Source organism: Streptomyces sp. NPDC002520, from assembly GCF_053595235.1.
The window spans coordinates 577,814-599,844 of the sequence record NZ_JBSFXG010000001.1; the positions used below are offsets into that span (position 1 = coordinate 577,814).

The following is a 22,031-nucleotide window of genomic DNA, read 5'->3' on the forward strand; positions in this document are numbered from 1 at the left end:
CTGCTGCTGATGCTGCTGACCGGCCGCAAGGGTGAGGCGGCGCAGGCGGGTTGAGGGAGAGTCAGGCGCCGAGTCCGGGTGTCGGACCCCGGCGGCCGTGTGCCGCCGGGGGCCTCGGCATTGCGGGCGGTCGATGCGTCCCGGTCAGCCGGCCGCGCTGCCCTGCAGCGCGGCCACCGCACCCTTGGCGGCCTTGATCGCACCCTTGTTGATCTCGTCCGTGCTCGGGGCCTTCTTCGTGTCGAAGTTGCTGCCGCTGTAGGTGACGATCACCAGGGCGTTGGAGACGCGGGCCATCACCACGCCCTCCCGGGTCTCCTGCTTGTCGTCGGTGGTGAGGTTCACGACGGAGTAGCCGGCGTCCCCGAGCCCCGGAACGGTGCCGCCGCCGCTCTTGCCGGCGACGCGCTGCTGGTACGCCTTGGTCGCGTCGTCGTCCGACCCGGTCAGCTCGAAGGAGACGTCCAGCCAGCGGTAGTCGTAGCCGTCGAGGGCGTTCCAGGAGCAGGTGCGGCGCAGTTTGGTGTCCGTCGAGGGGATCTCCTTGCCCTTCGTCTTCGCCCCGGGCACCAGGGACTTGACCGTCGCGGTGGGCACACCGGTGCAGGGTGCGGGCGAGGAGGAGAACGACTTCGTCGTGCCGGCGGAGGCGGGCGCGGTGGCCGACGTCGTGGCGGTCTGCCCGTCCGGCCGGTGCGCGGCGGCGGCCGGCGTGTCCGGGCCCGAGGACAGTGCCCAGCCGGCGCAGGCGAGCACGGCCACCGGGGTCAGACGTGCGGTGAGGGCGAGCGGCAGAGGAAGAGAACGCACGGCGCACTTCTCGTGGGGGAGGGGGTGCGGAAAACAAAAGGGGTCCGCATCGTGGACGGGGACGACAGTCTCACACGACTCCGTGCGGGGCGGAAGTGAAAACTCGCTGCGTGCCCACGCGGTGACACAGACCCACGACCGGCGTCGGGTATGTCCTGGTGTACGTCAATTGCCTTCCGGCCCGGTCGGCCGGCTTCCGGCCGGGCCGTGACCTGCGGGTGAAAGGCCGAAGGCGCCGTCCCGGAAGGGGGACGGCGCCGGTGGTGACGGGTGTTCAGGTGCTCAGGCGTTCAGCTCCTCCAGTGTCCGGCCCTTCGTCTCCACCGCGAACAGTGCGATGACCGCGCCCACCGCGGCCACGCAGGCGAGCTGGGCGAAGACGAGGGTCAGGCTGCCGCCCGCGCCCAGGATCGCGCCGACGGTGACGGGGCCGAGGATGACGCCCAACCGGTTCCAGACCCCGCCGAAGGCCGCGCCCCGGGCGCGGTTGCGCGTCGGGTACAGCTCGGGGGAGTACAGGTAGAGCCCGGCGTTGATCGCGTACACGAAGAAGGTGGTGCAGGATGCGAACACCGCGACCTGGACGCCGGAGACGACCCCGCTGACGGCGAGCGCGGCCAGGGTCAGCGCGGTGCCGCCGAGTGCGGCGACCAGCGACGGGCGCCGGCCCACCCGGTCGATCACGAGCGCCACGACGAACGTGCCGAGCAGGCCGGTGACGTTGCTGAGCAGCGTATAGACCAGCGCGGTGGTCAGGTCCAGGCCGAAGTACTTGGTGTACAGGGACGGCAGCCAGGTGGAGATGCCGTGGTTGACGTAGTAGGCGACGAACCAGAGGGCCGACAGGACGGCGGTGCGGCGCAGGTAGCGGCCGGTGAACAGTTCCCGCAGACGGCCCCGGGCGGTCTCCACGGTCCCGGTGGCGACGGCCGGCTTCGGCAGCGGGGCGCCGGTGGTCCGGGTCACCTGCTCCTCGATCCGGGCCAGGACCCGCTCGGCCTCCTCCGTCCGCCCGCGTGCCAGCAGCCAGCGCGGGGACTCCTCGACCTGCTTGGGGAGGGCGGCGGCGATCAGTACGGGCAGGGCGCCGATCACGAACATCGCCCGCCAGCCGAAGTGGGGCACCACCCACACGGCGACCAGGGTCGCGGCGGCCAGACCGGCCGGGAAGATCATCTCGTAGAGGAGCACGAAACGGCCGCGGCGGTCCGAGCGCGCGATCTCGTTGATGTAGGTGGCGGCGACGGGGACGACGCCTCCGATGCCCAGGCCCTGGACGAACCGGAAGAGCGAGAACAGCTCGATGCCGTTCGCGAAGGCGACGGCCAGGCTGGCCAGCGCGGTGACGGCGACCCCGAGTGCGACGGTGCGCACCCGGCCGATCCGGTCGCCCAGGGATCCGGCGCCCAGGGCGCCCAGGAGCATGCCGACGGAGCCGGCGGTCACGGCGAAGGTGGCCTGTCCCGTCGTGAGGTGCCAGTCCCGTATCAGGACAGGGAGCGCGGAGGCGGCCAGCAGCTGGTCGAACGCCTCGAAGAACGTCACGGTGCCGATGAGACAGCGGACCTTGACGTGCCAGCGGGAGTGCGGCAGTCGTTCGAGGCGTGCGGCTACTGATTCCGCCGATCCCGCGGCGGTTTCGCCGGCCACAGTCGTCATGGAGGTTCCTTCCGCGAACAGAGAGGTTGCCGAGACAGTAGGAGCAGATACCTAAGCGGTCAATGGTTAAGGGCAAAGACACTTTTCATTGATCCGGGTCTTGCTAGCCAGATACTTAAGCGCTTAGATTTCTAGCGCTGAGAGTCAGCCCCAACTCCACCGACCCGTCCGGGAGGTTCGCCGTGCCTCGTTTCGCCACCGACATCCTCATCGGGGGCCAGTGGCGCCCCGGCGCCGGCGACCCCCTTCAGACCGTCGACCCGGCCACCGGCGAGGTCCTCGCCACACTCCGGGCGGCCTCGGTCGCGGAGGTGGACGAGGCGGCCCGGGCCGGCGCGCGCGCCGCCGCCGACCCGGCCTGGCGCGGCCTCCTGCCCCACCAGCGCGCCCGGCTGCTGCACCGCATCGCCGAACTGGTGGAGGGCGCCGCGGACGAACTGTCCGCCGTGCAGACCGCCGACACCGGCAAGACCCTCACCGAGACCAAGGCCCTCGCGCTCAGCGCCGCCGCGACCTTCCGTTACACCGCGGCCGCCCTGGAAACGGCCGAGGAGGCGATCACCCCCTCGCGCGGCGACTACGTCACGATGAGCGTGTACGAGCCGATCGGCGTCGTCGCGGCCATCAACCCCTGGAACTCCCCGGTCGCCAGCGACGCCCAGAAGATCGCCCCCGCGCTCGCCGCCGGCAACGCCGTTCTCCTCAAGCCCGCCGCCTGGACCCCGCTGGTCTCCCTCGCGCTCGGCCGGCTGATCACCCGCGCACTGGAGGAGTCCGGCCTGCCCACCGCGCTGCTGTCGGTGCTCCCGGGCAGCGGCCGCACCGTCGGCGACGCCATCGCCACCCACCCGCTGGTCGGCCGCATCGGCTTCACCGGCGGCACGGACACCGGCCGGGCCATCGCCGCCGTCGCCGCCGCCAAACTGGTACCCGCCTCGCTCGAACTGGGCGGCAAGTCACCCACCGTCGTCCGGGCGGACGCGGACATCCCGCAGGCCCTGGCCGGCGTGATGTTCGGGATCTTCTCCTCCAGCGGGCAGTCCTGCATCGCCGGGTCGCGGCTGTTCGTCGCCCGTGAGATCTACGACGAGTTCGTAGGCGAACTCGTCGAGCGGGTACGGAAGCTGCGCGTCGGCCCCGGCACCGCCCCGGGCACGCAGGTCGGCCCCCTCGTCCACCACCGGCACCGCGACGCCGTCGCGGCCTACGTCGACCTCGCCCGCGAGGAGGGCGGCCGCGTCCTGTGCGGCGGCGCCGTACCCGAGGGCGAGGCGTACCAGGACGGCGCGTACTACCTGCCGACGGTGATCGACGGCCTCCCCAACACCGCCCGGGTGTGCCAGGAGGAGATCTTCGGCCCCGTGCTGATCGCCCTGCCCTACGACGACGAGGACGACCTGGTCCGCCAGGCCAACGACTCGGTCTACGGCCTGGCCTGCGGAATCTGGACCCGGGACCACCGCGCCGCCTGGCGCCTGGCGCGCCGTATCGAGGCCGGCACCGTCTGGATCAACACGTACAAGCAGTTCAGCATCTCCACCCCGTTCAGCGGGATGAAGGACAGCGGCCTCGGCACCGAGAAGGGCCGCGACGCCATCCGTGCCTACCAGCGGCAGAAGTCCCTGTACTGGGGGACGTCCGAGACGCCGCTGCCCTGGGCCGGATGAGCCCCCACCCTTCGTGTTCGTACGTCTGGAGACCGTCATGTCCCACCCGCCCATCGCCCGGCTGCGCGCCCTGCGCTCGGTCGAGCTGCTCACACCCGAACTCGGCGACGCCGCGGACTTCTACGCCGAGGCTTGGGGGCTCGGGGTCGTCGAGTCCGAGCCCGACGCCGTCTGGCTGCGCGGCACCGGCGAGGAGCACCACGCGCTGCAGCTGACCCGCTCGCACCGCGTCGGCCTCGGCCGGATCTCCTTCGCGCTCGCCACGCCCGCCGAGGTGGACGAGGCCGCCCGCCGGCTGCTCGCCCGGGGCATCACCCCGGTGGCCGGACCCGGCCCCCTCGACCAGGTCGGCGGCGGCTACGGCCTGCGCTTCACCGACCCCGAGGGCCGCCTGATCGAGCTGTCCGCCGAGACCTGGGCGGTGCGACCCCGCGGTGGGGACGAGTCCGTGCCGGTCGGCGTCACCCACGCCGTCCTCAACACCACCGACATCGACGCGTCCGTCGCCTTCTACCGAGACGTCCTCGGCCTGCGCGTCTCCGACTGGTCCGAGCACCAGATGGCCTTCCTGCGCTGCAACGCCGACCACCACTGCATCGCCTTCAACCAGGCCGACTGGGCCTCGCTCAACCACGTGGCCTACGAGATGCGTTCCGTCGACCACTTCATGCGGGGACTGGGCCGGCTGCGCCACCACGGCATCACCCCCCAGTGGGGACCCGGCCGGCACGGCCCCGGCGACAACACCTTCTCCTACTTCACCGACCCGACCGGCCTGGTCTGCGAGTACACCTCCGAGGTCGCGCAGGTGGTCGAGGACCGCTGGATCGCCAAGGTGTGGCGACGCACCCCCGAACTGTCCGACCTGTGGGGCACGGCGGGCCCGCCCTCCTCGGAGATCCGCTGCCACATGGCCGGCACCCCCGACCCCGGCCCGCTCGCCGCCTCACCCTCACCCTCACCCTCCCCCTCCGCCCCCGCCCTCGCCGAGGAGACCCCCGCATGAGCAGGAACCAGATCCGCAAGGTCGGTGTCGTCGGCTGGGGTGCCATCGGACGCGTCGTCGGCTCCGCCCTCGCCGAACAGTCCATCCCCGGCGCGGTGTTGGAGTGCATCGTCGACAACCGCCCCCTGGGCGACAGCGCGCCCGCTCCTCAGATCGCCTTCGAGGAGGCCCTCCGGCGCTGCGACCTGATCGTCGAGGCGGCCGGCCAGGGCGTCGTCCGCGAGTGGGGCGAGCGCGTCCTCGAATCAGGCACCGACCTGCTGATCGCCTCCACCGGGGCGATGACCGACGAGGAGCTGGCCAAGCGGCTGCTCGCGGCGGGGCCGGGCCGGGTGTACTTCACCGGCGGCGCGGTCGGCGGCCTCGACCTCCTCCAGGCCGTACGCTCCCTCGGCCCGCTGCACGACGTGCGGCTCACCACCACCAAGCTGCCCTCGACCCTCGAACAGCCCTGGATGGACGACGAGTTGCTCACCCGGCTGCGGACCGCGACCGGCCCGGTCGAGGTGATGTCGGGCACCGCGCGCGACATCCCGGTGAAGTTCCCCAAGTCGACGAACGTGGCCGCCTCGGTCGCGCTGGCCGTCGGCGACCTGGACGCTGTGCGGGTCCAGGTCGTCGCCGACCCCGGCGCGCACCACACCCGGCACGTCGTCGAGGCCGCCGGGGCGCACGGCGCGTACCGCTTCGAGGTCGCCCACCTGCCCGACCCGGGCAACCCGGCCACCAGCCAGGTCGTGCCGTACGCCGTACTGCGCAGCCTCGCCGCGCTGGCCGGACGGACGGGACAGATCCTGTGACGGCCTCGGTGACGGCCCTCGCCTGCGCCCTGCACGTCGAAGAGGCCGGCGACCAGGGCCCGTTGCTGCTGTGCCTGCACGGCATCGGCTCCTCCTCGGCCGCCTTCGCACCGCAGCTCGCCGAGCTGGGACGGTACGCACGCGTTGTCGCCTGGGACGCCCCCGGGTACGCCAAGTCCCCGGACCCCGACCGCCCGTTGACCCTGGACGACTACGCCGACACGGCCGCCGCGCTGATCCGCGCCCGCGGTGGAAGTGCCCACGTCCTCGGCGTCTCCTGGGGCGGGGTCATCGCGCTGCGGCTCGCCGTCCGTCACCCGGAGCTGGTCGCCTCCCTCATTGTCGCGGACTCCAGCCCGGGTTCGGGCACGGACCCTGCGAAGGCGGCCGCCATGCGGGCGCGGGCCGGCGAGCTGGCCGAGGCCGGCCCCAGGGTGTTCGCCGAGCGGCGCGCACCCCGCCTGCTGTCCGAGAAGGCCCCCGCCGACCTCGTGCGACGCGTCACCGACACCATGGCGGACGCCGTCCGGCTGCCGGGCTACGCGTACGCCGCCGAGTCGATGGCCGCCGCCGACCTGCGCGCCGAACTGCCCCGGATCACCGCCCCGACGCTCGTCCTGTGCGGCGACCAGGACCGTGTCACCGGCGTCGACGCCTCCCAGGCCATCGCCGGCGCCATCCACAAGACCGCCTACGTGATCGTCAAGGACGCCGGTCACCTGGCCAACCAGGAGCAGCCCGAGCGCTTCGACGCCTGGGTGCTCTCCCACCTCCGCATCACCGCCCGTATCCCCGCCTAGGAGTTCACCGTGCCTCTGACCACCACCGCGTACGACAACGGCGGCGACCTCGCCGCGTACACCGACTCGCTCATCGCGACGAAGGACTCCCGCGAGCCCGACTGGAACACCCTCGCCTTCCAGGCGAAGGCCGGCGACCAGTACCGCCGCGCGCAGATCCGCTACGTCGGCTCCGGCGCCACCGGCAACCACGAGGGCGACAACCGGATCCTCCCGTCCGGCGGGTTCACCTTCTCCAACATGCTGCTCCCGCCGGGCGCCGAGGGTCCCGAGCACACCCACCACGACGTCGAGGAGGCCTTCTTCGTCCTGGAGGGCGAGGTGCGGGTCGGCATCCACCGCGGCGAGGGCGAGGCGGAGTACCGCACCCTCGGCTACCGCGACATGATCGTCGTCCCGGCGGGCGTGGCCCGTTCGCTGAAGAACGAGGGCGACACGGACGCGCTGTTCTGCGTCGTCATCGGTACGCAGAAGCCGCAGGTGCCCACCTACCCCGAGCACTCGCCGATGCACGGCGTCACCCGTGACTGAGCGCCTCCCGCGCGATGCCATGACGGTCGTCGTCACCGGGGCGGGCCGTGGCCTGGGACTGGCCATGGCCCGCCGGGCCGGCCGGGACGGCTTCCGCGTCGTCCTGGCCGAACTGGCCGAGGAGCGGGGCCGCGCCGCCGAGGAGGAGCTGCGCGCGGACGGCATCGACGCCCACTTCACGCGCTGCGACGTCGCAGACCCCGCCTCGGTGGAGCAACTGGCGCTGTTCACCGCGCAGTTGGGTCCTCTGTACGGCCTGGTGAACAACGCGGCGCTCGCCAACGGCGTGGGCGGCAAGGAGTTCCAGGACATCGACGTCGAGACGTGGGACCGGCTGATGACGGTCAACGCCCGGGGCCCCTGGCTGGTGTCCAAGACCCTGCTGCCGCAGCTCCTCGCCCACGGCGGACCGGGCCGCATCGTCAACCTCGCCTCCGACGCCGCCCTGTACGGGTCCCCGCGCCTCGCCCACTACATCGCCTCCAAGGGCGCCGTGATCGCCCTCACCCGGGCGATGGCCCGGGAACTCGGCGACAAGGGCATCACCGTCAACGCGGTCGCCCCCGGGCTGACCGAGGTCGAGGCCACCGAGACCGTGCCCGCCGAGCGGCACGACCTCTACCGCGCGAACCGCGCCATCTCCCGCCCCCAGCAGGCCGACGACCTCACCGGAGCGGTCGCCTTCCTGCTCGGCGAGGAGTCCCGCTATCTGACCGGACAGGTGATCGCCGTCAACGGCGGCTTCACCATGCACTGAGCGACAGGAGTCACCCGCCATGGATCTGGGCCTCGCCGACCGCACCATCGTGGTCACCGGCGGCAGCTCGGGCGTCGGCCTGGCCACGGTCCGCGCCCTTCTCGACGAGGGCGCGAACGTCGCCACCTGCGGACGCGACGCCGACCGCCTCGCCCGCGCGACGGCCGGCCTCGACGCCGGCCGGCTGCTGACCGCCGTGTGCGACGTACGGGACGCCGACGCCGTACGCGACTTCGTCGAACAGGCCGCGGGCCGCTTCGGCGGCGTCGACGGACTCGTCAACAACGCCGGCCAGTCCCGGATGAAGGGCCTGGACGAGTCCACCGCCGAGGACTGGCGCGACGAGCTGGAGCTGAAGTTCCACGGCGTCCTCAACCCGCTGCACGCGGCCCGCCCGCACCTGAAGGCGTCGCCCGCGGCGAGCGTCGTCAACGTCAACGCCGTCCTCGCCAAGCAGCCCGAGCCCCGCCTCATCACGACGAGCGCCGCCCGCGCGGGCATCCTCAACCTCTCCAAGTCCCTCTCGCTCGAACTCGCCGCCGACGGCATCCGGGTCAACTCCGTGTGCCTGGGCCTGATCGACACCGGCCAGTGGACCCGCCGCCACGCCGCCGCGGACACGGACCAGAGCTACGAGGAGTGGCAGGCGCACCTCGCCGCCGACCGGGGGGTCGCGCTCGGCAGGCTCGGCCGGGCCGAGGAGGTCGCGTACGCGATCGTCGCGCTGCTGTCCCCCCGAGCCTCGTACATCACCGGCACCGCCATCGACGTCTGCGGCGGCGTCGGCCGCTCCATCCTCTGAGGAGACCTCACCATGCGTTACGACAACGGAGGCGATCTCCTCGTCGCCGTCCTGCGGGACCTGGGCATCGACACCGTCTTCGGCATCGTCAGCGTGCACAACCTGCCGCTCGTCGAGGCCGTCGACCGCGAGCTGCGGTTCGTGCCCGTGCGGCACGAGGCGTCCGCCGTGAACGCCGCCGACGCCTACGGCCGCGCCCGCGGCGGCATCGGCTGCGCCCTCACCTCCACCGGAACCGGCGCGGGCAACGCCGCCGGCTCGCTGATCGAGGCGCTCAGCGCGGGCACCTCCGTGCTGCACGTCACCGGGCAGGTGGAGAGCGGGTTCCTCGGCAGCGGGCGCGGCTTCATCCACGAGACCAAGGACCAGCTGGGCATGCTGACCGCGGTCTCCAAGCACGCCGCCACCGTGACATCGGCCGACGACGCGGGCCGCGTCCTGCGCGAGGCGGCGCACGCGGCGCTCACCGCCCCCGGTGGCCCCGCGAGCGTCGAGTGGCCGATCGACCTGCAGTACGCGGCCCAGACCGACACCGTCACCGAGATCGCCGCGGCTGCCGTACCGGCTCCCGCGCAGGGCGAACTGGCCTCCGCGGCGGCCCTGTTGGCTGCGGCCCGCCGGCCCCTCGTCTGGGCGGGCGGCGGCGCCACCCGGGCCCGCGGCGAACTCGCCGACCTGCTCGCCGCGACCGGCGCCGGACTGATCACCTCCAACTCCGGGCGTGGCGCCGTACCCGAGGACCACCCTCAGGTCGTCGGCAACTTCGCCGCCAATCCGGCCGTCCGCGCACTCCTCGCCGACGCCGACGTGCTGCTGACCGTCGGCACCCACTTCCGCTCGAACGAGACCGCCGACTACACGCTCGAACTCCCCGCGGCCCACATCCAGATCGACCTCGACGCCGCCGCCCTCGGCCGCGTGTACCCGGCACGGCACCCGCTGCACGGCGACGCGGCCGACGTCCTCGCCGCGCTGCTGCCGCACGCGGTCCCGGCCGAACCGTCCTGGACCGGCCGGGTCACCGAGGTCCGCGACCAGGTGCGGGCCACCCTGCACGAGAACATCGGCCCCCAGGCCGCGATCTGCGACGCGATCCGCGCCGCCCTGCCCCGCGAGGCCGTCGTGGCCCGTGACGTCACCATCCCCTCCAGCAGCTGGGGCAACCGGCTCCTGGAGATCTACGACCCGCGCGACAACGTCTTCCCGCGCGGCGGCGGCATCGGACAGGGCCTCGGCATGGGTATCGGAGCCGCACTCGCCCGGCCCGAGACGCCCACCGTCGTCATCGCCGGCGACGGCGGCCTCGCCGTCCACCTCGGCGAACTCCTCACCCTCGCCCAGGAACGGCCCCGCCTCACCCTCATCGTCTTCAACGACGGCGGCTACGGCGTCCTGCGCAACATGCAGGACACCTACCGCGAGCGCCGAGCCGGCGTCGACCTCGCCACACCCGACTTCGAGCGGCTGGCCGGCGCCTGCGGACTGCCCTACCTGCGCATCGCCGCCGAGGAGCACGCCACACCGGTGCTGGAGCAGGCCGTCGCCGCAAACGGGCCGGTGCTCGTCGAGGTCGACCTGACGGCGCTGGGCCCCATGAAGAACCCGTTCACCCCGCCCGTGACGATCCCGGGTCAGTGAGGAGCGAGCCGAGATGAGCCAGACGTCACAGCAGCTGACCGTGCGCCGCATGACCTGGGAGGCCGACGGCGTCCTGTCCGTCGAGCTGACCCACCCCGAGGGCAAGCCCCTGCCCGCGTGGACCCCCGGCGCCCACATCGACGTCGAGGTGGGCGGCCGGATCCGCCAGTACAGCCTGTGCGGCGACCCCCAGGTGACGGGCACCTACCGGATCGGCGTGCTCAACGAGCCCGCCTCACGCGGCGGTTCGCGCCACGTGCACACCCAGTTGCGCCCCGGCCAGACCGTCACGGTCTCCGAACCCCGCAACCACTTCGCCCTGGAGGACGCACCCGGGTACGTCTTCGTGGCCGGCGGCATCGGCATCACCCCGCTGCTCGCCATGGCCCGCGAGGCCGCCCGGCGCGGCGCCGGCTGGCGCATGGTCTACGGCGGCCGCAGCCGTGCCTCGATGGCCTTCACCGACGAACTCGCGGCTCTCGGCGGCGAGGTGACCGTCGTACCGCAGGACGAGCACGGCCACATCGACCTGGACGCCGCGCTCGCGGACCTGCCCGAAGGGACGCTCGTCTACTGCTGCGGACCCGAACCGCTGCTCGCGGCCGTCGAGCGGAAGTGCCCCGCCGACCGGCTGCGCGTCGAACGGTTCGCCGCGCCCGTCGTCGAACGCACCGGGGACGACGAGGCGTTCGAGGTCGAGTGCCGTACCTCGGGCCGCACCCTCACCGTCGGCCCCGACACCTCGATCCTGAAGGCCGTGGAGGACGCAGGTATCAGCGTCGACAGCTCCTGCCGCGACGGCATCTGCGGCTCCTGCGAGACCAGGGTGCTCGCCGGCACCCCCGACCACCGCGACTTCCTGCTCAGCGAGGCCGAGCACACCGCGAACGCGACCATGATGATCTGCGTCTCGCGCTGCGCCTCCGGCCGCCTCGTCCTCGATCTGTGACCCGGGGACCCGCACCCCCTCGACCCCATGACCTGAGCCCCGACCGCTGGAGACCCCGATGACCACCCCGCCCTGGCCCTACCTGGACGCCCACCAGTCCCGCCGCCACGAACCCACCCCCTACGAGTACCGGCTGGCCGCCACCCTCGAAGAGGTCTTCACCAAGGACGGCCACGAACTCACCGACGTGGTCCACGGGCTGAACGCACGTCAGGTCCACGCGCCCGACGGCGCCCCCTGGACCGAGGAGTCCTTCCGCGCCGAGATGCACCGCCTGGGAGCCTGACCATGACCCTGTCCAGCAACGTCACCGCCGACCACGTCCACGCCACCGGCCTGCGCAACCAGTGGCACCCCGTCGTCCCCTCCTCCTTCGTCGCACCCGGCGCGATGCGCAGGGTGACCGCGCTCGGCGAGCAGTGGCTGCTGTTCCGCCGCTCCGACGGCACCCTGTCGATGCTCGCGGACCGCTGCCCGCACCGCGGCGCCCCGCTGTCCCTGGGCAAGCACCTGGGGGACCGGGTCGCCTGCTGGTACCACGGCGTCGAGGTCCGCTCCGACGGCACCGTGTCCTCCGTGCCCGGCCTGCCCGGCTGCAACCTGGAGGGCAAGAAGCTCGTCGCCTCCCTGCCCGTGCGCGAGGTCGCCGGCGCGATCCTCGCCTACTTCGGCGACGAACAGCACCCGGAACCGGTCGAACTGGCCCTCCCCGACCCGCTCGACGACCCCGACGTCGAGCCCATCCTGTGCTACGCCGAGTGGGACGTGCCGTGGCGGTTCGCCATGGAGAACCTCCTCGACCCCATGCACGGCGCCTTCCTGCACCACGAGTCCCACACCATGTACGACGGGGACACCTCCGCCCGCTTCCGCATCCGCGAGACCGCGCGGGGCTACTTCTTCGAGAAGACCGACCAGCGGGGCGTGAACTTCGACTGGGTCGAGCTGTGCCGCACCGGGATCGACTGGGTGGACCTGTCCATCCCGTACCCGGCCTCCGCCGGCCCCGGCGGCGCCTTCGGTATCGTCGGCATGGCCTGCCCGGTGGACGCCGAGCGCACCGGCGTCTTCTTCTGGCGCTACCGCCGCGTGCAGGGCTGGCAGCGCGACACCTGGCGCTTCCTGTACAAGACGCTCATCGAGGAGCGGCACTGGGAGGTGCTGGAGCAGGACCGGGTCATGCTGGAGGCCCTGCCCGCCGACGCCGACCAGCAGGAGAACCTCTACCAGCACGACCTGGGCGTGGTCCGGCTGCGGCGCCTGTACCGGGCGCAGGCCGAGGCGCAGGCGTCGGCACGGCCGGCGGCACAGGAGGCGGCCGGCGGCCTGGCCGGGTGACCCGGACCGGGGGGCTCGGAGGGGGAGATCCTCGTCAGAGGGGAAGATCCTCGTCCGAGGCGAGGATGGAGTGCTCCAGCTTGCGCAGCAGCCGGGCGAGCTGGCGGCGCTCGGCCGGGGACAGCTCGCCGAGCATCCGGCGCTCGTTGTCGAGGTGCTCGGCGAACACCTCGTCCACCTTGGCGAGGCCCTTGTCCGTGAGCCGCGAGTACACGACACGGCGGTCCTCGGCGTCCCGCTCGCGCACGATCAGCCCGTCCTTCTCCAGCCGGTCGATGCGCAGCGTGACCCCGGCGGAGGACACCAGCCCCGAGTCGGCGAGCTGGCCCGCGGTCAGCCGGTACGGCGCACCCGACCGGCGCAGGGCGGTCAGCACGTCGAAGCCGGCCACGGACAGTCCGTGGCGCTCGATGGACGTGGTGAGGCGGGTGCTGTAGCGCAGGAACGAGCGGTGCAGCCGGGCCAGGACCTCCAGCGGAGTGGTGTCCAGTTCGGGGCGCTCCCGCGCCCAGTCCTCGATGACCATCGCGACGGCGTCCCGCTCCGCCGTCGTCTTCCGCTCCGCCATCCCGGCCCCCGTTCACCCAGGTAGAGGTCCCTTACCCCTGAAAATTCTACCCCTGAGGCGAATGCGGCCCGACGGAGCGCTGTGCCCGGGGGGCGCCACACATTCGTGCAGCGCGTGCCGCAGGTGCGGTGCGGCCGGTGTCGCCATCCATGGACGCCCCGTGGCCGGCGAGACGGGGCAGCGCGCACCGGACACCGGTCGATAGTCTGTTCGACGATCAAGCGCACGCGCGTCCTGGCCGACAGCGAGGTGAGAGCCGCATGTTCACGACCCGCCCCACCCTCCAGGGCGCCTTTGGCGTGGAGGTCCCGGGGGCGGGTCGCTGACCTGGGCTCCCCAGCCGCTCCCCACGGGGAGAGGCTGGGAAGATCCCAGCAGAGGGCCGCTCGCCTGTGGCTTCGGGGTGCCGAGGAGTGGCCCCAGGGGGAAGCCCATGGGGTCCCAGGCCCTGCGCGCCCCGGCCGGGGGTCTTCCGGATCCCGGCCGAATCCGATGATCACAGCAGTGCCACCGAGCGGGCGCGCGGGAGACTCCGGCCGAAGGCGTGGAACGGACGGGCGGTGATAGTCGCCATCGCGGTGACCACCGACATCCTCGCGGTGGTGTCCGTCGCGCGTGACCGTTCGAGTGTCTATGAGCTGTTCGGGGAGCCGGTGGTGCGCTGCTGGCGTGCCGTGACCGGCCAGCTTCCGCTGGTGGGAACCGGTTCGTTGGCAGTTCGCCGATCCGGGCTCCGGGGGCCCGGAGTGTCGTCGACAATCCCTGTACCTCGTCCCGTCAGGCTTGACAAGAGGGAACTCAAGTTTTATCCATACTTATAGGCAGGTTGGTCCGAACCCGCAGCTCACAGCGGTCGAGGAGGTGGCCTGGATGGAGGTGCCGGACCTGTATGCGGTGCTGGGGGTGGAGCCCTCGGCCACGGTCGAGGTGATCATCTCCGCCTTCCGGCGTCAGGTGCGGGAGCTGCGCCCCGACACCCGGGTGGATGCCCGCACGGCGGAACGGTTCGGGCAGCTGCGCTCGGCGTACGAGACGCTGCGCGATCCCATCCGGCGCGCGGCCTATGACCAGACGTACGAGCGGACGTACCGCGGCCCGGCCGAGTCCCCTCAGGCTCCGGCACCGCCTCGGCCGCCCCGCAGGTTCGTCGTCGTACTCGGCACCACAGCCCCCGAACCGCCGTTGCGCGCGGGTCCGGTCCGATGGGAACCCCACAGGTGAACGAGGGCCCTGGCAGGCAGGGCAGGGAAGAGGAGGGTGATTCCAGATGGCACGTCCGGTGGGTATCGACCTCGGTACGACGAACTCGGTGGTCTCGGTCCTGGAGGGCGGCGAGCCCACCGTCATCACCAACACGGAGGGAGGACGGACCACGCCGTCGGTCGTGGCGTTCGCCAAGAACGGCGACGTTCTCGTGGGCGAGGTCGCCAAGCGGCAGGCGGTGACCAACGTGGAGCGCACCGCCCGCTCGGTCAAGCGGCACATGGGGGACCATGCGTGGCGGTTCCCGGATCACGGTGACATCGACGGCAAGCGGTACACCGCGCAGGAGATTTCCGCGCGGGTGCTGCAGAAACTGAAGCGGGACGCCGAGGCGTATCTCGCGGAGGACGTCACCGATGCCGTCGTCACGGTACCGGCCTACTTCGACGACTCACAGCGGCAGGCGACGAAGGAGGCCGGTGAGATCGCGGGCCTGAACGTGCTGCGGATCATCAACGAGCCGACGGCGGCTGCACTGGCCTACGGGCTGGACAAGGAGAACGATCAGACGGTGCTCGTCTTCGACCTGGGCGGCGGCACCTTCGACGTGTCGTTGCTGGAGATGGGAGAGGGCGTCATCGAGGTGAAGGCCACCAACGGCGACACGCACCTGGGAGGTGACGACTGGGACCAGCGGATCGTGGATCACCTGGTCAAGCAGTTCAAGAACGGCTACGGCGTCGACCTGTCCAAGGACAAGATGGCCGTTCAGCGGCTGCGTGAGGCGGCGGAGAAGGCGAAGATCGAGCTGTCCAGCTCGTCGGAGACCAACATCAACCTGCCCTACATCACCGCCTCCGCCGAGGGTCCGCTCCACCTGGACGAGAAGCTGACCCGCGCCCAGTTCCAGCAGCTGACGTCCGACCTGCTGGAGCGTTGCAAGGGGCCGTTCCACAACGCGATCAAGGATGCCGGGATCAAGGTGTCCGACATCGACCACGTGATCCTCGTTGGCGGTTCGACGCGGATGCCGGCGGTGACCGACCTGGTCAGGGAGCTGACCGGAAAGGACCCGCACAAGGGCGTCAACCCGGACGAGGTCGTCGCCGTGGGCGCCAGCCTGCAGGCCGGTGTCCTCAAGGGCGAGGTCAAGGACGTCCTGCTGCTCGACGTCACCCCGCTGTCCCTGGGTATCGAGACCAAGGGCGGCATCATGACCAAGCTGATCGAGCGCAACACGACCATCCCGACCAAGCGTTCGGAGATCTTCACCACGGCCGAGGACAACCAGCCATCGGTGCAGATCCAGGTCTACCAGGGTGAACGCGACATCGCCGCCTACAACAAGAAGCTCGGCATGTTCGAACTCGCAGGTCTGCCACCCGCGCCACGCGGTGTGCCGCAGATCGAGGTGGCCTTCGACATCGACGCGAACGGCATCATGCACGTCTCCGCGAAGGACCTGGGCACCGGCAAGGAGCAGAAGATGACCGTCACCGGCGGCTCGGCGCTCCCGAAGGACGACATCGACCGCATGGTGCGGGAGGCCGAGCAGCACGCGGAGGAGGACCGCCGGCGCCGGGAGGCTGCGGAGACCCGCAACCAGGCCGAGCAGCTCGTCTACTCGACGGAAAAGCTCATCAAGGACAACCCCGACAAGATCCCGGCCGACGCCAAGACCGAGACCGAGGCGGCGGTGGCCGACCTGAAGGAGAAGCTCAAGGGCGACGACACCGCGGCCGTCCGCCAGGCCATGGACCGGGCGGCACAGGCGGCGCAGAAGATCGGCACGGCACTGTACGAGCGGTCGCGCACCGAGCAGCCCGCGGGTGGGCAGGCTCCGGGCGCCTCGGGATCGGACGACGAGGTGGTGGACGCCGAGATCGTCGACGACGAGAAGGGGGAGGCGGGCTGACGATGGACAACGGCCGGCCACTGAACACGGACCCCACCGAGCTGCAGCGGCTGCTTCGGGAACGCACGGAGGACCTGCAGCGGGTGAAGGCAGAGTACGACAACTACCGCAAGCGGGTGCGCCGCGACCGCATGGCCGTACGTCAGATCGCCGCGGCCAACGTCCTGCGCGTCCTCCTGCCGGTCCTGGACGCCGTCGACCGCACGTGCGCGCACGAGCCCATGACCCCGGGGCTGAAGGACATCACGGACACCCTCCGGACCCAGCTGGGGTCCCTGGGGCTGGAGGCGTTCGGCCAGGAGGGCGACCCCTTCGATCCCGCCCGCCACGAGGCCGTGGTCCATCACGTCTCCCCGGACGCCGACCGGCTGATCTGCACGGAGATCCTGCGACCCGGCTACCGGCTCGGTGACCAACTCCTGCGTCCGGCCCACGTGGAGGCCACCGGGCCGCCCCCGCCCGCGAGGAACCTGCTCACGGGACATGGCGAAGAGTCCCACGAGGACGCGGAACGAGACGACGAACGGCCCAGCTCCCCAGTCCGGCCCGCGGCACCGAACACGTGGGCTCCGTCGTACCGGCGTGCTCCTCCCCGGCCCTCGATCTGACCGGGCTGCCGTCGCGCGACGGTGGTCACGCTCAGTGTCTGTTCGCAACTCGGAGCCGGGCTGTGTCTCCGGAACCGACTGGACGGCTGGGCGTCAGTCGCTTGGCGCTCGAGTGTTCTCCGGGCGGCTGCGTGGTGGCAACTCCGGGACGACCAGGATTGCGGCTTCGGCGGTCTCAGGGTTCGACAGGGAGCTTGGCGGCGATGGCCTTGTGCGGAAGAGGCGCTCCTCGAACAGATCCATACCGATCAACAGCCCGAGCATCAGTACCGGAACAAGCAGGCACAAGACCATGATCGCCTCCCTGTACGGCTTGCCCTGTGGCGCGGTGACCACCGCGGGTGCCGAAACGGGCACGCAGGGCGGGGGTCCGGGCAGACATACGGTCGGCGTCATTTCAGGTGGGATGGATCGCTCGGCCCGCCACGCGGCCATAGTCACCCGGATGGCCGCCGTCCGAAAGCGCAGACCCGTCCATGCCAGGCGTTCCCAGTACATTGGTGAGTCCGCTGCCCAGCCAGAAGCGCCCCGTATCGGTGCGGCATCCGGCCCAGTGCAGCCGACCCGACGTTGGGCTGTTCAGGTGAGGAATGCGCTCTGAGATCCGGCCGGGCACCGTTCACGCCGCCTCGACCGCCCGCGCCAATCTCCAAGGGAGAAGGGCTTGGGCGCCGTCCGCCAGGACAGTCCGGTCGACAGGAACCGGGACAGGTCGCGCCCGGGGCCCAACCTGAGAAGAGCGACAGGACGCATCGGGGCCGTGCGCATGGTCAAGGACACCTGTCCGGCGACGCGCACGGCCGAGCAGCCGTGTGCCCGGCGCCGGGGACGGGACGTCACTGCGGTGCCGCCGGTATCTCGCCGTTCCCTTCCCACGGTGGCCTCGCACGGCAGGAGACCAGTTGGTACGCAGCGCCGTCCCAGACGCAAGGCCACGTGCATGTCGTCGGCGACATTCGCCCCGGCGTCGCAGCCCTCGGCGCTACGCGCGCGTTCTTCTCTTCATCGTGTGTACGAGGTACCCGCGCGGCGTGCCACAGGGCTACGGTGCCGTCGGCGCCGCCGCTGGCCAGATGCCCGGCCGCGCCCGGCCGCCAGGCCAGCGCGGTCACCGTCTCGTGGCAGCGGAGCGAGCGCGGTGCGGTGCCCTCCGGGCCCTTGCCGGAGAAGTCCCAGACGGTCACGTCGGGTGCGCCGTCGGCGGCCAGCCAGAAGCCGGTGTCGTCGAAGGCGAGGCGGGGTTCTCGGTGAGGATGCGGTTGAGGAGGGAGGTCTTGCCGGAGCCGAGGAAGCCGGTCAGGACGGTGACGGGCACCCGCTCATCGCGGGGTTCGGCGGGTTCCGGGGAGGTCAATTCAGTCTCCTGGTCGTGCTGTTCGGGTGTGGCGCGGAGAGCGTCGCGCAGGTCGTCCTCAGCGATCTGGTCGGCGGCGCGGTGCAGCGTCCAGCGGCGGGCGTCGCCCTCCATCGGCAACACGACGATGACGGTTTCCAACGGCGGGCAGCCCGGTTCGGTGCAGGCGAGCTGGCGGATCAGGACGGCGGTGTCGTCGTCGAGACCGAGCAGGGCACGCACGGTCTCCTTCAGCTCGCGCAGCTGTGGACTGGGCCCTGGAGGCCCGGGCCACGATCCCAGCGGCATGGCGGCTTTCCTCCTTCGTGCCCGGACGGCCGGCCTCCGTCTGTGCGGGCCGGACAGTCGGCGCGGACGCCGGTGAGTTCGACGGTGTGCTCCACCGCGGTGAAGCCGGTCGCGGCGGCGATCCGGCCCGCCCACTCCTCGACGACCTCGGAGTCCACCGGCCGGCTGCGACCGCAGTCGCGGCACATCAGGTAGTGGCGGTGTCCGTCGGCCGGACGCAGCCGGTAGAGCCGCCCGCCGGTCTCGTCGCGTACGACGTCCACACCGCCGTCCGTCTCCAGCTCGCGCAGGGCGTGGTAGACGGTGGTCAGGCCGATCGCGTGGTCGCCGGCCACCAGAAGGGCGTACAACTCCTGGGTCGACACGAAGTCTTGGCAGCCCGCGAGTGCCCGCGTGACCGCCTTGCGTTGTCGGGTCGTCCGGCCGCCCATGGCGCATCACCCCCTATGGCTTGTGCCGGGTCGGCACGCTCCACCGTAGATGGAAATGAAATCCATGTCCATGTGAATGCCCGTCATGTGTGACTGGGTGGCATCGCCTGGGTTTCGCAGTGCTGCCGGAGCAATCAGACGGCAACGGCCCGTCGCACCTGCGCGGGTACGGCGGGCCGTGGGGCTGGGCGAGTCAGGGCTGGCCCTCCGTGCGGGCCCGGGCCCGCGAGCCGCGGCCACGGCGGTCTCGGGCGGGGTCTGGGTCGGTGAGGAGTGCGGGACGCTGGACCGGTCAAGCAGCCCCGTCTCGCCGTACTTGTCGTGGCCGGTTCTTCCACTTGGACAGGCAAGCTCGGGAGACGCCGGCCTCGGCGGCGATGTGGGCGATCGGCCGGGTGCGGCAGCGTTCGACGAGCCTTCGTCGTCCCTCGACGCTCAACGGGGCGTTCGCGTGCGTCACTGGAGCACCTCGCTGCTCCGACCCGCTGCGATCACACTGCGCAAGGGGAACGCGACGAGCATCGCGACCAGGACGAGGACTCCGCTTGCCCAGAGCGGCCCGAGGTCCCCGGCTGCCGTGCTGAGGGTCGTCGCGGCGATGAGGGGTCCGACGGCGGCGCCCACGTTGAGTGCGGCGGTCGCGTAGGAGCCGGCCATGGTGGGCGCTGCTGCCGCCTCGTAGAGGACCCGCGTGATCAGCGTGCTGCCCAGCGCGAACGACAGCGCGCCCTGGACGAACACGAGGGCGAGCAGAGCGGCCGGCCTGTCGGCCAGCACGGCCAGGGCCGGCCAGCCGATGAGTAGTAGCGGACCGCCGACCGCGATGACCGGGCCGGGGTGCTGGTCGGACAACCGGCCGGCGACGGTGACCCCGGCGAGGGAACCGGCACCGAAGAGCACCAGGGCGACGGAGATCCACAGCTCGCCCAGCCCGGCGGTGTCGGTCACGACGGGGGCGAGGAAGGTGAAGCTGGCGAAGGTTGCCGCGTTCACCGTGGCGCCGAGCAGCATGATCAGGAGCAACCGCGGCCTTTTGAGCTGCGCAAGTTCCGATCGCAAGGCCGGCCCGTCAGCAGCATCGTGCTGCACACGTCGCGCTGAGATCCCTTTGACGATGCCGACAGCTGCGAGCAGGCAGAGAGCAGCGACGGCCCAGAAAGTGGCCCGCCAGCCGAACAGTGTGCCGAGCACCGATCCCCCTGGGACCCCGGCGACCGTGGCCACCGTGGTGCCCGACAGCAGCACGGCGAGCGCGCGTCCCTTCTTGTCGGGCGAGACCAGCGTGGTGGCAGTCGTCAACGCTACGGCGAGGAACCCCGCGTACGCGAGCGCTGCGACCCCCCGGGTCACAGCCAGGACCGGGAAGCTCGAGGTGGCAGCGCCCACGACGTGGGCTGCCAAGAACACGAGGACGAACCCAAGAAGGCTGGACCGTCCAGGCAAGTTGCGGGCAAGCCCGGCCATAAGCGGGGCACCGACGATCATTCCGATAGCGAAAGCCGAGGTGAGCATGCCTGCTGTCCCGACTGTCACGTCGAGGTCCGAGGCGATGTCCGGCAAGAGGCCGGCGAGCATGAATTCCGAAGTGCCCATGGCGAAGACCGCCGCGGCAAGCAGATACAGGGGGAGAGGCATCGAGTGGCTCCGATGTGAGGAGAAGCACGAGAAGGTCATCTCGTCACCGGGGTCAGCCCCCAGGGGCGCACTCGTCCGGCCGCAGAACGCGGCGAGACAGCAGGACTACGAACTCAGCGGTTCAGGGGGCTGACGGCGTGACCGAAAGCCCCTACCTTGTCCGACTCAGGACTCGACATGGCCCGCACGGTACCCGACCGATGCCCGTCGAGGCACATCGGTTTCACAGCTGCCGGCATGTGTCATCAACGTCATGTCCCGCAACACCTAGTCCTCGAGGCAGGCGAGTCGGTCGTGACGCTCGCCAAGTGGTTGGGGCACTCGTCGCCGACCATCACCCTCGACCACTACGCCCACTTCATGCCGGAGGCAGGGAAGAAGGGGCGCAGGGCGATCGATAGCCTTCTGGGGGAGCGGGAGGATGTCCCTGGCGCAAACTCCCCAGATTCTCCCCAGGACCTGTCCTGAGAGCCCATCGTCCGGGCCGGCACACGTAAACAGCGAGGTGAGAGGCCGTATGTTCACGACCCGTCCGACGCTCCAGGGCACCTTCGGGATGGAAGCTGCAGCTCTCGCGCTGCTGGCGCAGGGCAGCAATCGGCCGGCCGTGGTCGCAGAGGGGTGGCCACCCGCTCTGAGTCATACGGTCCCACATGGCACAGGTCGTAACGGCCGTCCATAGACGTCCAAGCCAGTCCAGGACGGGTGCGTAGTTCCAGGTCAGGGCATCCCGGTCCAAGGGAGTCGACGCAGTCGGCGAGAGGCGTGTGAGAGCGCCTGCGATAGCACGTGAGAGGTGAGTACCCCCGTCGGCTGGCGCCGACGGGGGTCTCCGCGTTCGGGGCTGGGCTCGGTGCGCGGTGCTCGACGCGGCATAAAAGTGGCGATCCGCTGCACAGGGCCCTGCGCGCCTCGACTACCGAGGGAGGGCCTGCCCATGCCCCAGGTCGAGCTGTTGAGACCCTTGCCGAGCACTCTCCGGTCCGTGTCTCTGACCTTGCCTCCCGCCGGTGCCTGGCACCGTTCACCGCCAGCGGCCTGATCGACCGACTGCTCGCCACCGGGCTCGTCACCCGCGAGGTCGCCCCCACCGACCGCCGCCCGCGGCCGTCACCTTCACCGACACCAGCCGCGCCGGGCCGGGAGTCTGTCCTCAGGTTCGCGAACATCGCCTCGGCGCCGCGCACGACAGGCTCGGCGAGGCAGAACGGACCGCAGCCTGGGCCGCCTTGACCGCCCTCTTCCGTACGGCCGAACACCTCGGCGACCGGC

General features: G+C 71.4%; 21 protein-coding genes and 2 pseudogenes. 16 read left to right on the forward strand and 7 right to left on the reverse strand.

The window, feature by feature from the left end:
* Positions 1-144: 144 nt before the first annotated feature.
* Complete coding sequence (locus ACWD5D_RS02350) at positions 145-810, reverse strand: hypothetical protein (protein WP_451370882.1); 666 nt, start codon at positions 808-810, stop codon at positions 145-147.
* 282 nt (positions 811-1,092) lie between these two features.
* Positions 1,093-2,469: an MFS transporter gene (locus tag ACWD5D_RS02355; RefSeq protein ID WP_451370883.1), complete on the reverse strand. Its 1,377-nt coding sequence runs from the start codon at positions 2,467-2,469 to the stop codon at positions 1,093-1,095.
* 182 nt (positions 2,470-2,651) lie between these two features.
* Here ACWD5D_RS02355 and ACWD5D_RS02360 point away from each other — a divergent pair, with 182 nt between their 5' ends.
* The 11 genes from ACWD5D_RS02360 to ACWD5D_RS02410 are packed head-to-tail and all read left to right on the forward strand — an operon-like array spanning position 2,652 to position 12,757.
* Complete coding sequence (locus ACWD5D_RS02360; protein WP_451370884.1) at positions 2,652-4,136, forward strand: aldehyde dehydrogenase family protein; 1,485 nt, start codon at positions 2,652-2,654, stop codon at positions 4,134-4,136.
* Positions 4,137-4,173: 37 nt separating this feature from the next.
* Entirely contained in the window at positions 4,174-5,142 is a 969-nt protein-coding gene (locus ACWD5D_RS02365) for a VOC family protein (protein ID WP_451370885.1), read from the forward strand.
* Complete coding sequence (locus ACWD5D_RS02370; RefSeq protein WP_451370886.1) at positions 5,139-5,942, forward strand: aspartate dehydrogenase domain-containing protein; 804 nt, start codon at positions 5,139-5,141, stop codon at positions 5,940-5,942. Before ACWD5D_RS02365 ends, ACWD5D_RS02370 begins: the two co-directional genes overlap by 4 nt.
* 8 nt (positions 5,943-5,950) lie before the next feature.
* Complete coding sequence (locus ACWD5D_RS02375; protein ID WP_451371020.1) at positions 5,951-6,742, forward strand: alpha/beta fold hydrolase; 792 nt, start codon at positions 5,951-5,953, stop codon at positions 6,740-6,742.
* A 9-nt stretch (positions 6,743-6,751) separates the two neighbouring features.
* Positions 6,752-7,273 carry a cupin domain-containing protein gene (locus ACWD5D_RS02380; protein ID WP_451370887.1) on the forward strand — a complete coding sequence of 174 codons (522 nt, stop codon included), beginning with the start codon at positions 6,752-6,754 and terminating at the stop codon, positions 7,271-7,273.
* A 19-nt stretch (positions 7,274-7,292) separates the two neighbouring features.
* Positions 7,293-8,030 carry an SDR family oxidoreductase gene (locus ACWD5D_RS02385; RefSeq protein WP_451371021.1) on the forward strand — a complete coding sequence of 246 codons (738 nt, stop codon included), beginning with the start codon at positions 7,293-7,295 and terminating at the stop codon, positions 8,028-8,030.
* A gap of 19 nt (positions 8,031-8,049) precedes the next feature.
* Positions 8,050-8,832, forward strand: a complete 783-nt coding sequence (locus tag ACWD5D_RS02390; RefSeq protein WP_451370888.1) for an SDR family oxidoreductase — start codon at positions 8,050-8,052, stop codon at positions 8,830-8,832.
* 12 nt (positions 8,833-8,844) lie between these two features.
* On the forward strand, positions 8,845-10,470 hold the full coding sequence (locus tag ACWD5D_RS02395; RefSeq protein WP_451370889.1) for a thiamine pyrophosphate-binding protein: 1,626 nt from the start codon (positions 8,845-8,847) through the stop codon (positions 10,468-10,470).
* A gap of 13 nt (positions 10,471-10,483) precedes the next feature.
* Positions 10,484-11,419 carry a PDR/VanB family oxidoreductase gene (locus ACWD5D_RS02400; protein ID WP_451370890.1) on the forward strand — a complete coding sequence of 312 codons (936 nt, stop codon included), beginning with the start codon at positions 10,484-10,486 and terminating at the stop codon, positions 11,417-11,419.
* A 58-nt stretch (positions 11,420-11,477) separates the two neighbouring features.
* A complete protein-coding gene (locus tag ACWD5D_RS02405; RefSeq protein ID WP_451370891.1) occupies positions 11,478-11,705 on the forward strand; it encodes a recombinase-like helix-turn-helix domain-containing protein in 228 nt (75 codons plus the stop codon).
* Between the two features lie 2 nt (positions 11,706-11,707).
* Positions 11,708-12,757, forward strand: a complete 1,050-nt coding sequence (locus ACWD5D_RS02410) for a Rieske 2Fe-2S domain-containing protein (protein ID WP_451370892.1) — start codon at positions 11,708-11,710, stop codon at positions 12,755-12,757.
* A gap of 34 nt (positions 12,758-12,791) precedes the next feature.
* On the opposite strand, the gene ACWD5D_RS02415 is transcribed toward ACWD5D_RS02410, so the two are convergent.
* Positions 12,792-13,325, reverse strand: a complete 534-nt coding sequence (locus ACWD5D_RS02415) for a MarR family winged helix-turn-helix transcriptional regulator (RefSeq protein WP_451370893.1) — start codon at positions 13,323-13,325, stop codon at positions 12,792-12,794.
* Positions 13,326-14,195: 870 nt separating this feature from the next.
* On the opposite strand from ACWD5D_RS02415, the gene ACWD5D_RS02420 reads away from it, so the two are divergent.
* From ACWD5D_RS02420 to grpE, 3 genes are read left to right on the forward strand one after another with little or no spacing between them, the layout of a single operon-like run.
* Entirely contained in the window at positions 14,196-14,546 is a 351-nt protein-coding gene (locus ACWD5D_RS02420) for a J domain-containing protein (protein WP_451370894.1), read from the forward strand.
* Between the two features lie 46 nt (positions 14,547-14,592).
* Positions 14,593-16,443 carry a molecular chaperone DnaK gene (dnaK, locus tag ACWD5D_RS02425; protein WP_451370895.1) on the forward strand — a complete coding sequence of 617 codons (1,851 nt, stop codon included), beginning with the start codon at positions 14,593-14,595 and terminating at the stop codon, positions 16,441-16,443.
* A 2-nt stretch (positions 16,444-16,445) separates the two neighbouring features.
* Positions 16,446-17,051 carry a nucleotide exchange factor GrpE gene (gene grpE, locus ACWD5D_RS02430; RefSeq protein ID WP_451370896.1) on the forward strand — a complete coding sequence of 202 codons (606 nt, stop codon included), beginning with the start codon at positions 16,446-16,448 and terminating at the stop codon, positions 17,049-17,051.
* A gap of 1,180 nt (positions 17,052-18,231) precedes the next feature.
* On the opposite strand, the gene ACWD5D_RS02435 is transcribed toward grpE, so the two are convergent.
* The 4 genes and pseudogenes from ACWD5D_RS02435 to ACWD5D_RS02450 all read right to left on the reverse strand — a co-directional run bounded on the left by ACWD5D_RS02435 (position 18,232) and on the right by ACWD5D_RS02450 (position 20,759).
* Positions 18,232-18,693, reverse strand: coding sequence for a GTP-binding protein (locus ACWD5D_RS02435; protein ID WP_451370897.1), 462 nt, complete (start codon positions 18,691-18,693; stop codon positions 18,232-18,234).
* Positions 18,636-19,124, reverse strand: a complete 489-nt coding sequence (locus ACWD5D_RS02440) for a Fur family transcriptional regulator (RefSeq protein WP_451370898.1) — start codon at positions 19,122-19,124, stop codon at positions 18,636-18,638. Before ACWD5D_RS02440 ends, ACWD5D_RS02435 begins: the two co-directional genes overlap by 58 nt.
* Before the next feature lie 243 nt (positions 19,125-19,367).
* Positions 19,368-19,584 (reverse strand): annotated as a pseudogene (locus tag ACWD5D_RS02445) (leucine zipper domain-containing protein); the annotation flags it as partial.
* Positions 19,581-20,759, reverse strand: a complete 1,179-nt coding sequence (locus ACWD5D_RS02450) for a Cmx/CmrA family chloramphenicol efflux MFS transporter (protein WP_451370899.1) — start codon at positions 20,757-20,759, stop codon at positions 19,581-19,583. The gene ACWD5D_RS02450 and the pseudogene ACWD5D_RS02445, both read right to left, overlap by 4 nt.
* A 270-nt stretch (positions 20,760-21,029) precedes the next feature.
* On the opposite strand from ACWD5D_RS02450, the pseudogene ACWD5D_RS02455 reads away from it, so the two are divergent.
* Together ACWD5D_RS02455 and ACWD5D_RS02460 are read left to right on the forward strand one after the other, a co-directional pair.
* Positions 21,030-21,227: pseudogene (locus ACWD5D_RS02455) on the forward strand (site-specific integrase); the annotation flags it as partial.
* Between the two features lie 321 nt (positions 21,228-21,548).
* A complete protein-coding gene (locus ACWD5D_RS02460; RefSeq protein ID WP_451370900.1) occupies positions 21,549-21,992 on the forward strand; it encodes a MarR family transcriptional regulator in 444 nt (147 codons plus the stop codon).
* The last annotated feature ends 39 nt before the right edge of the window (positions 21,993-22,031 follow it).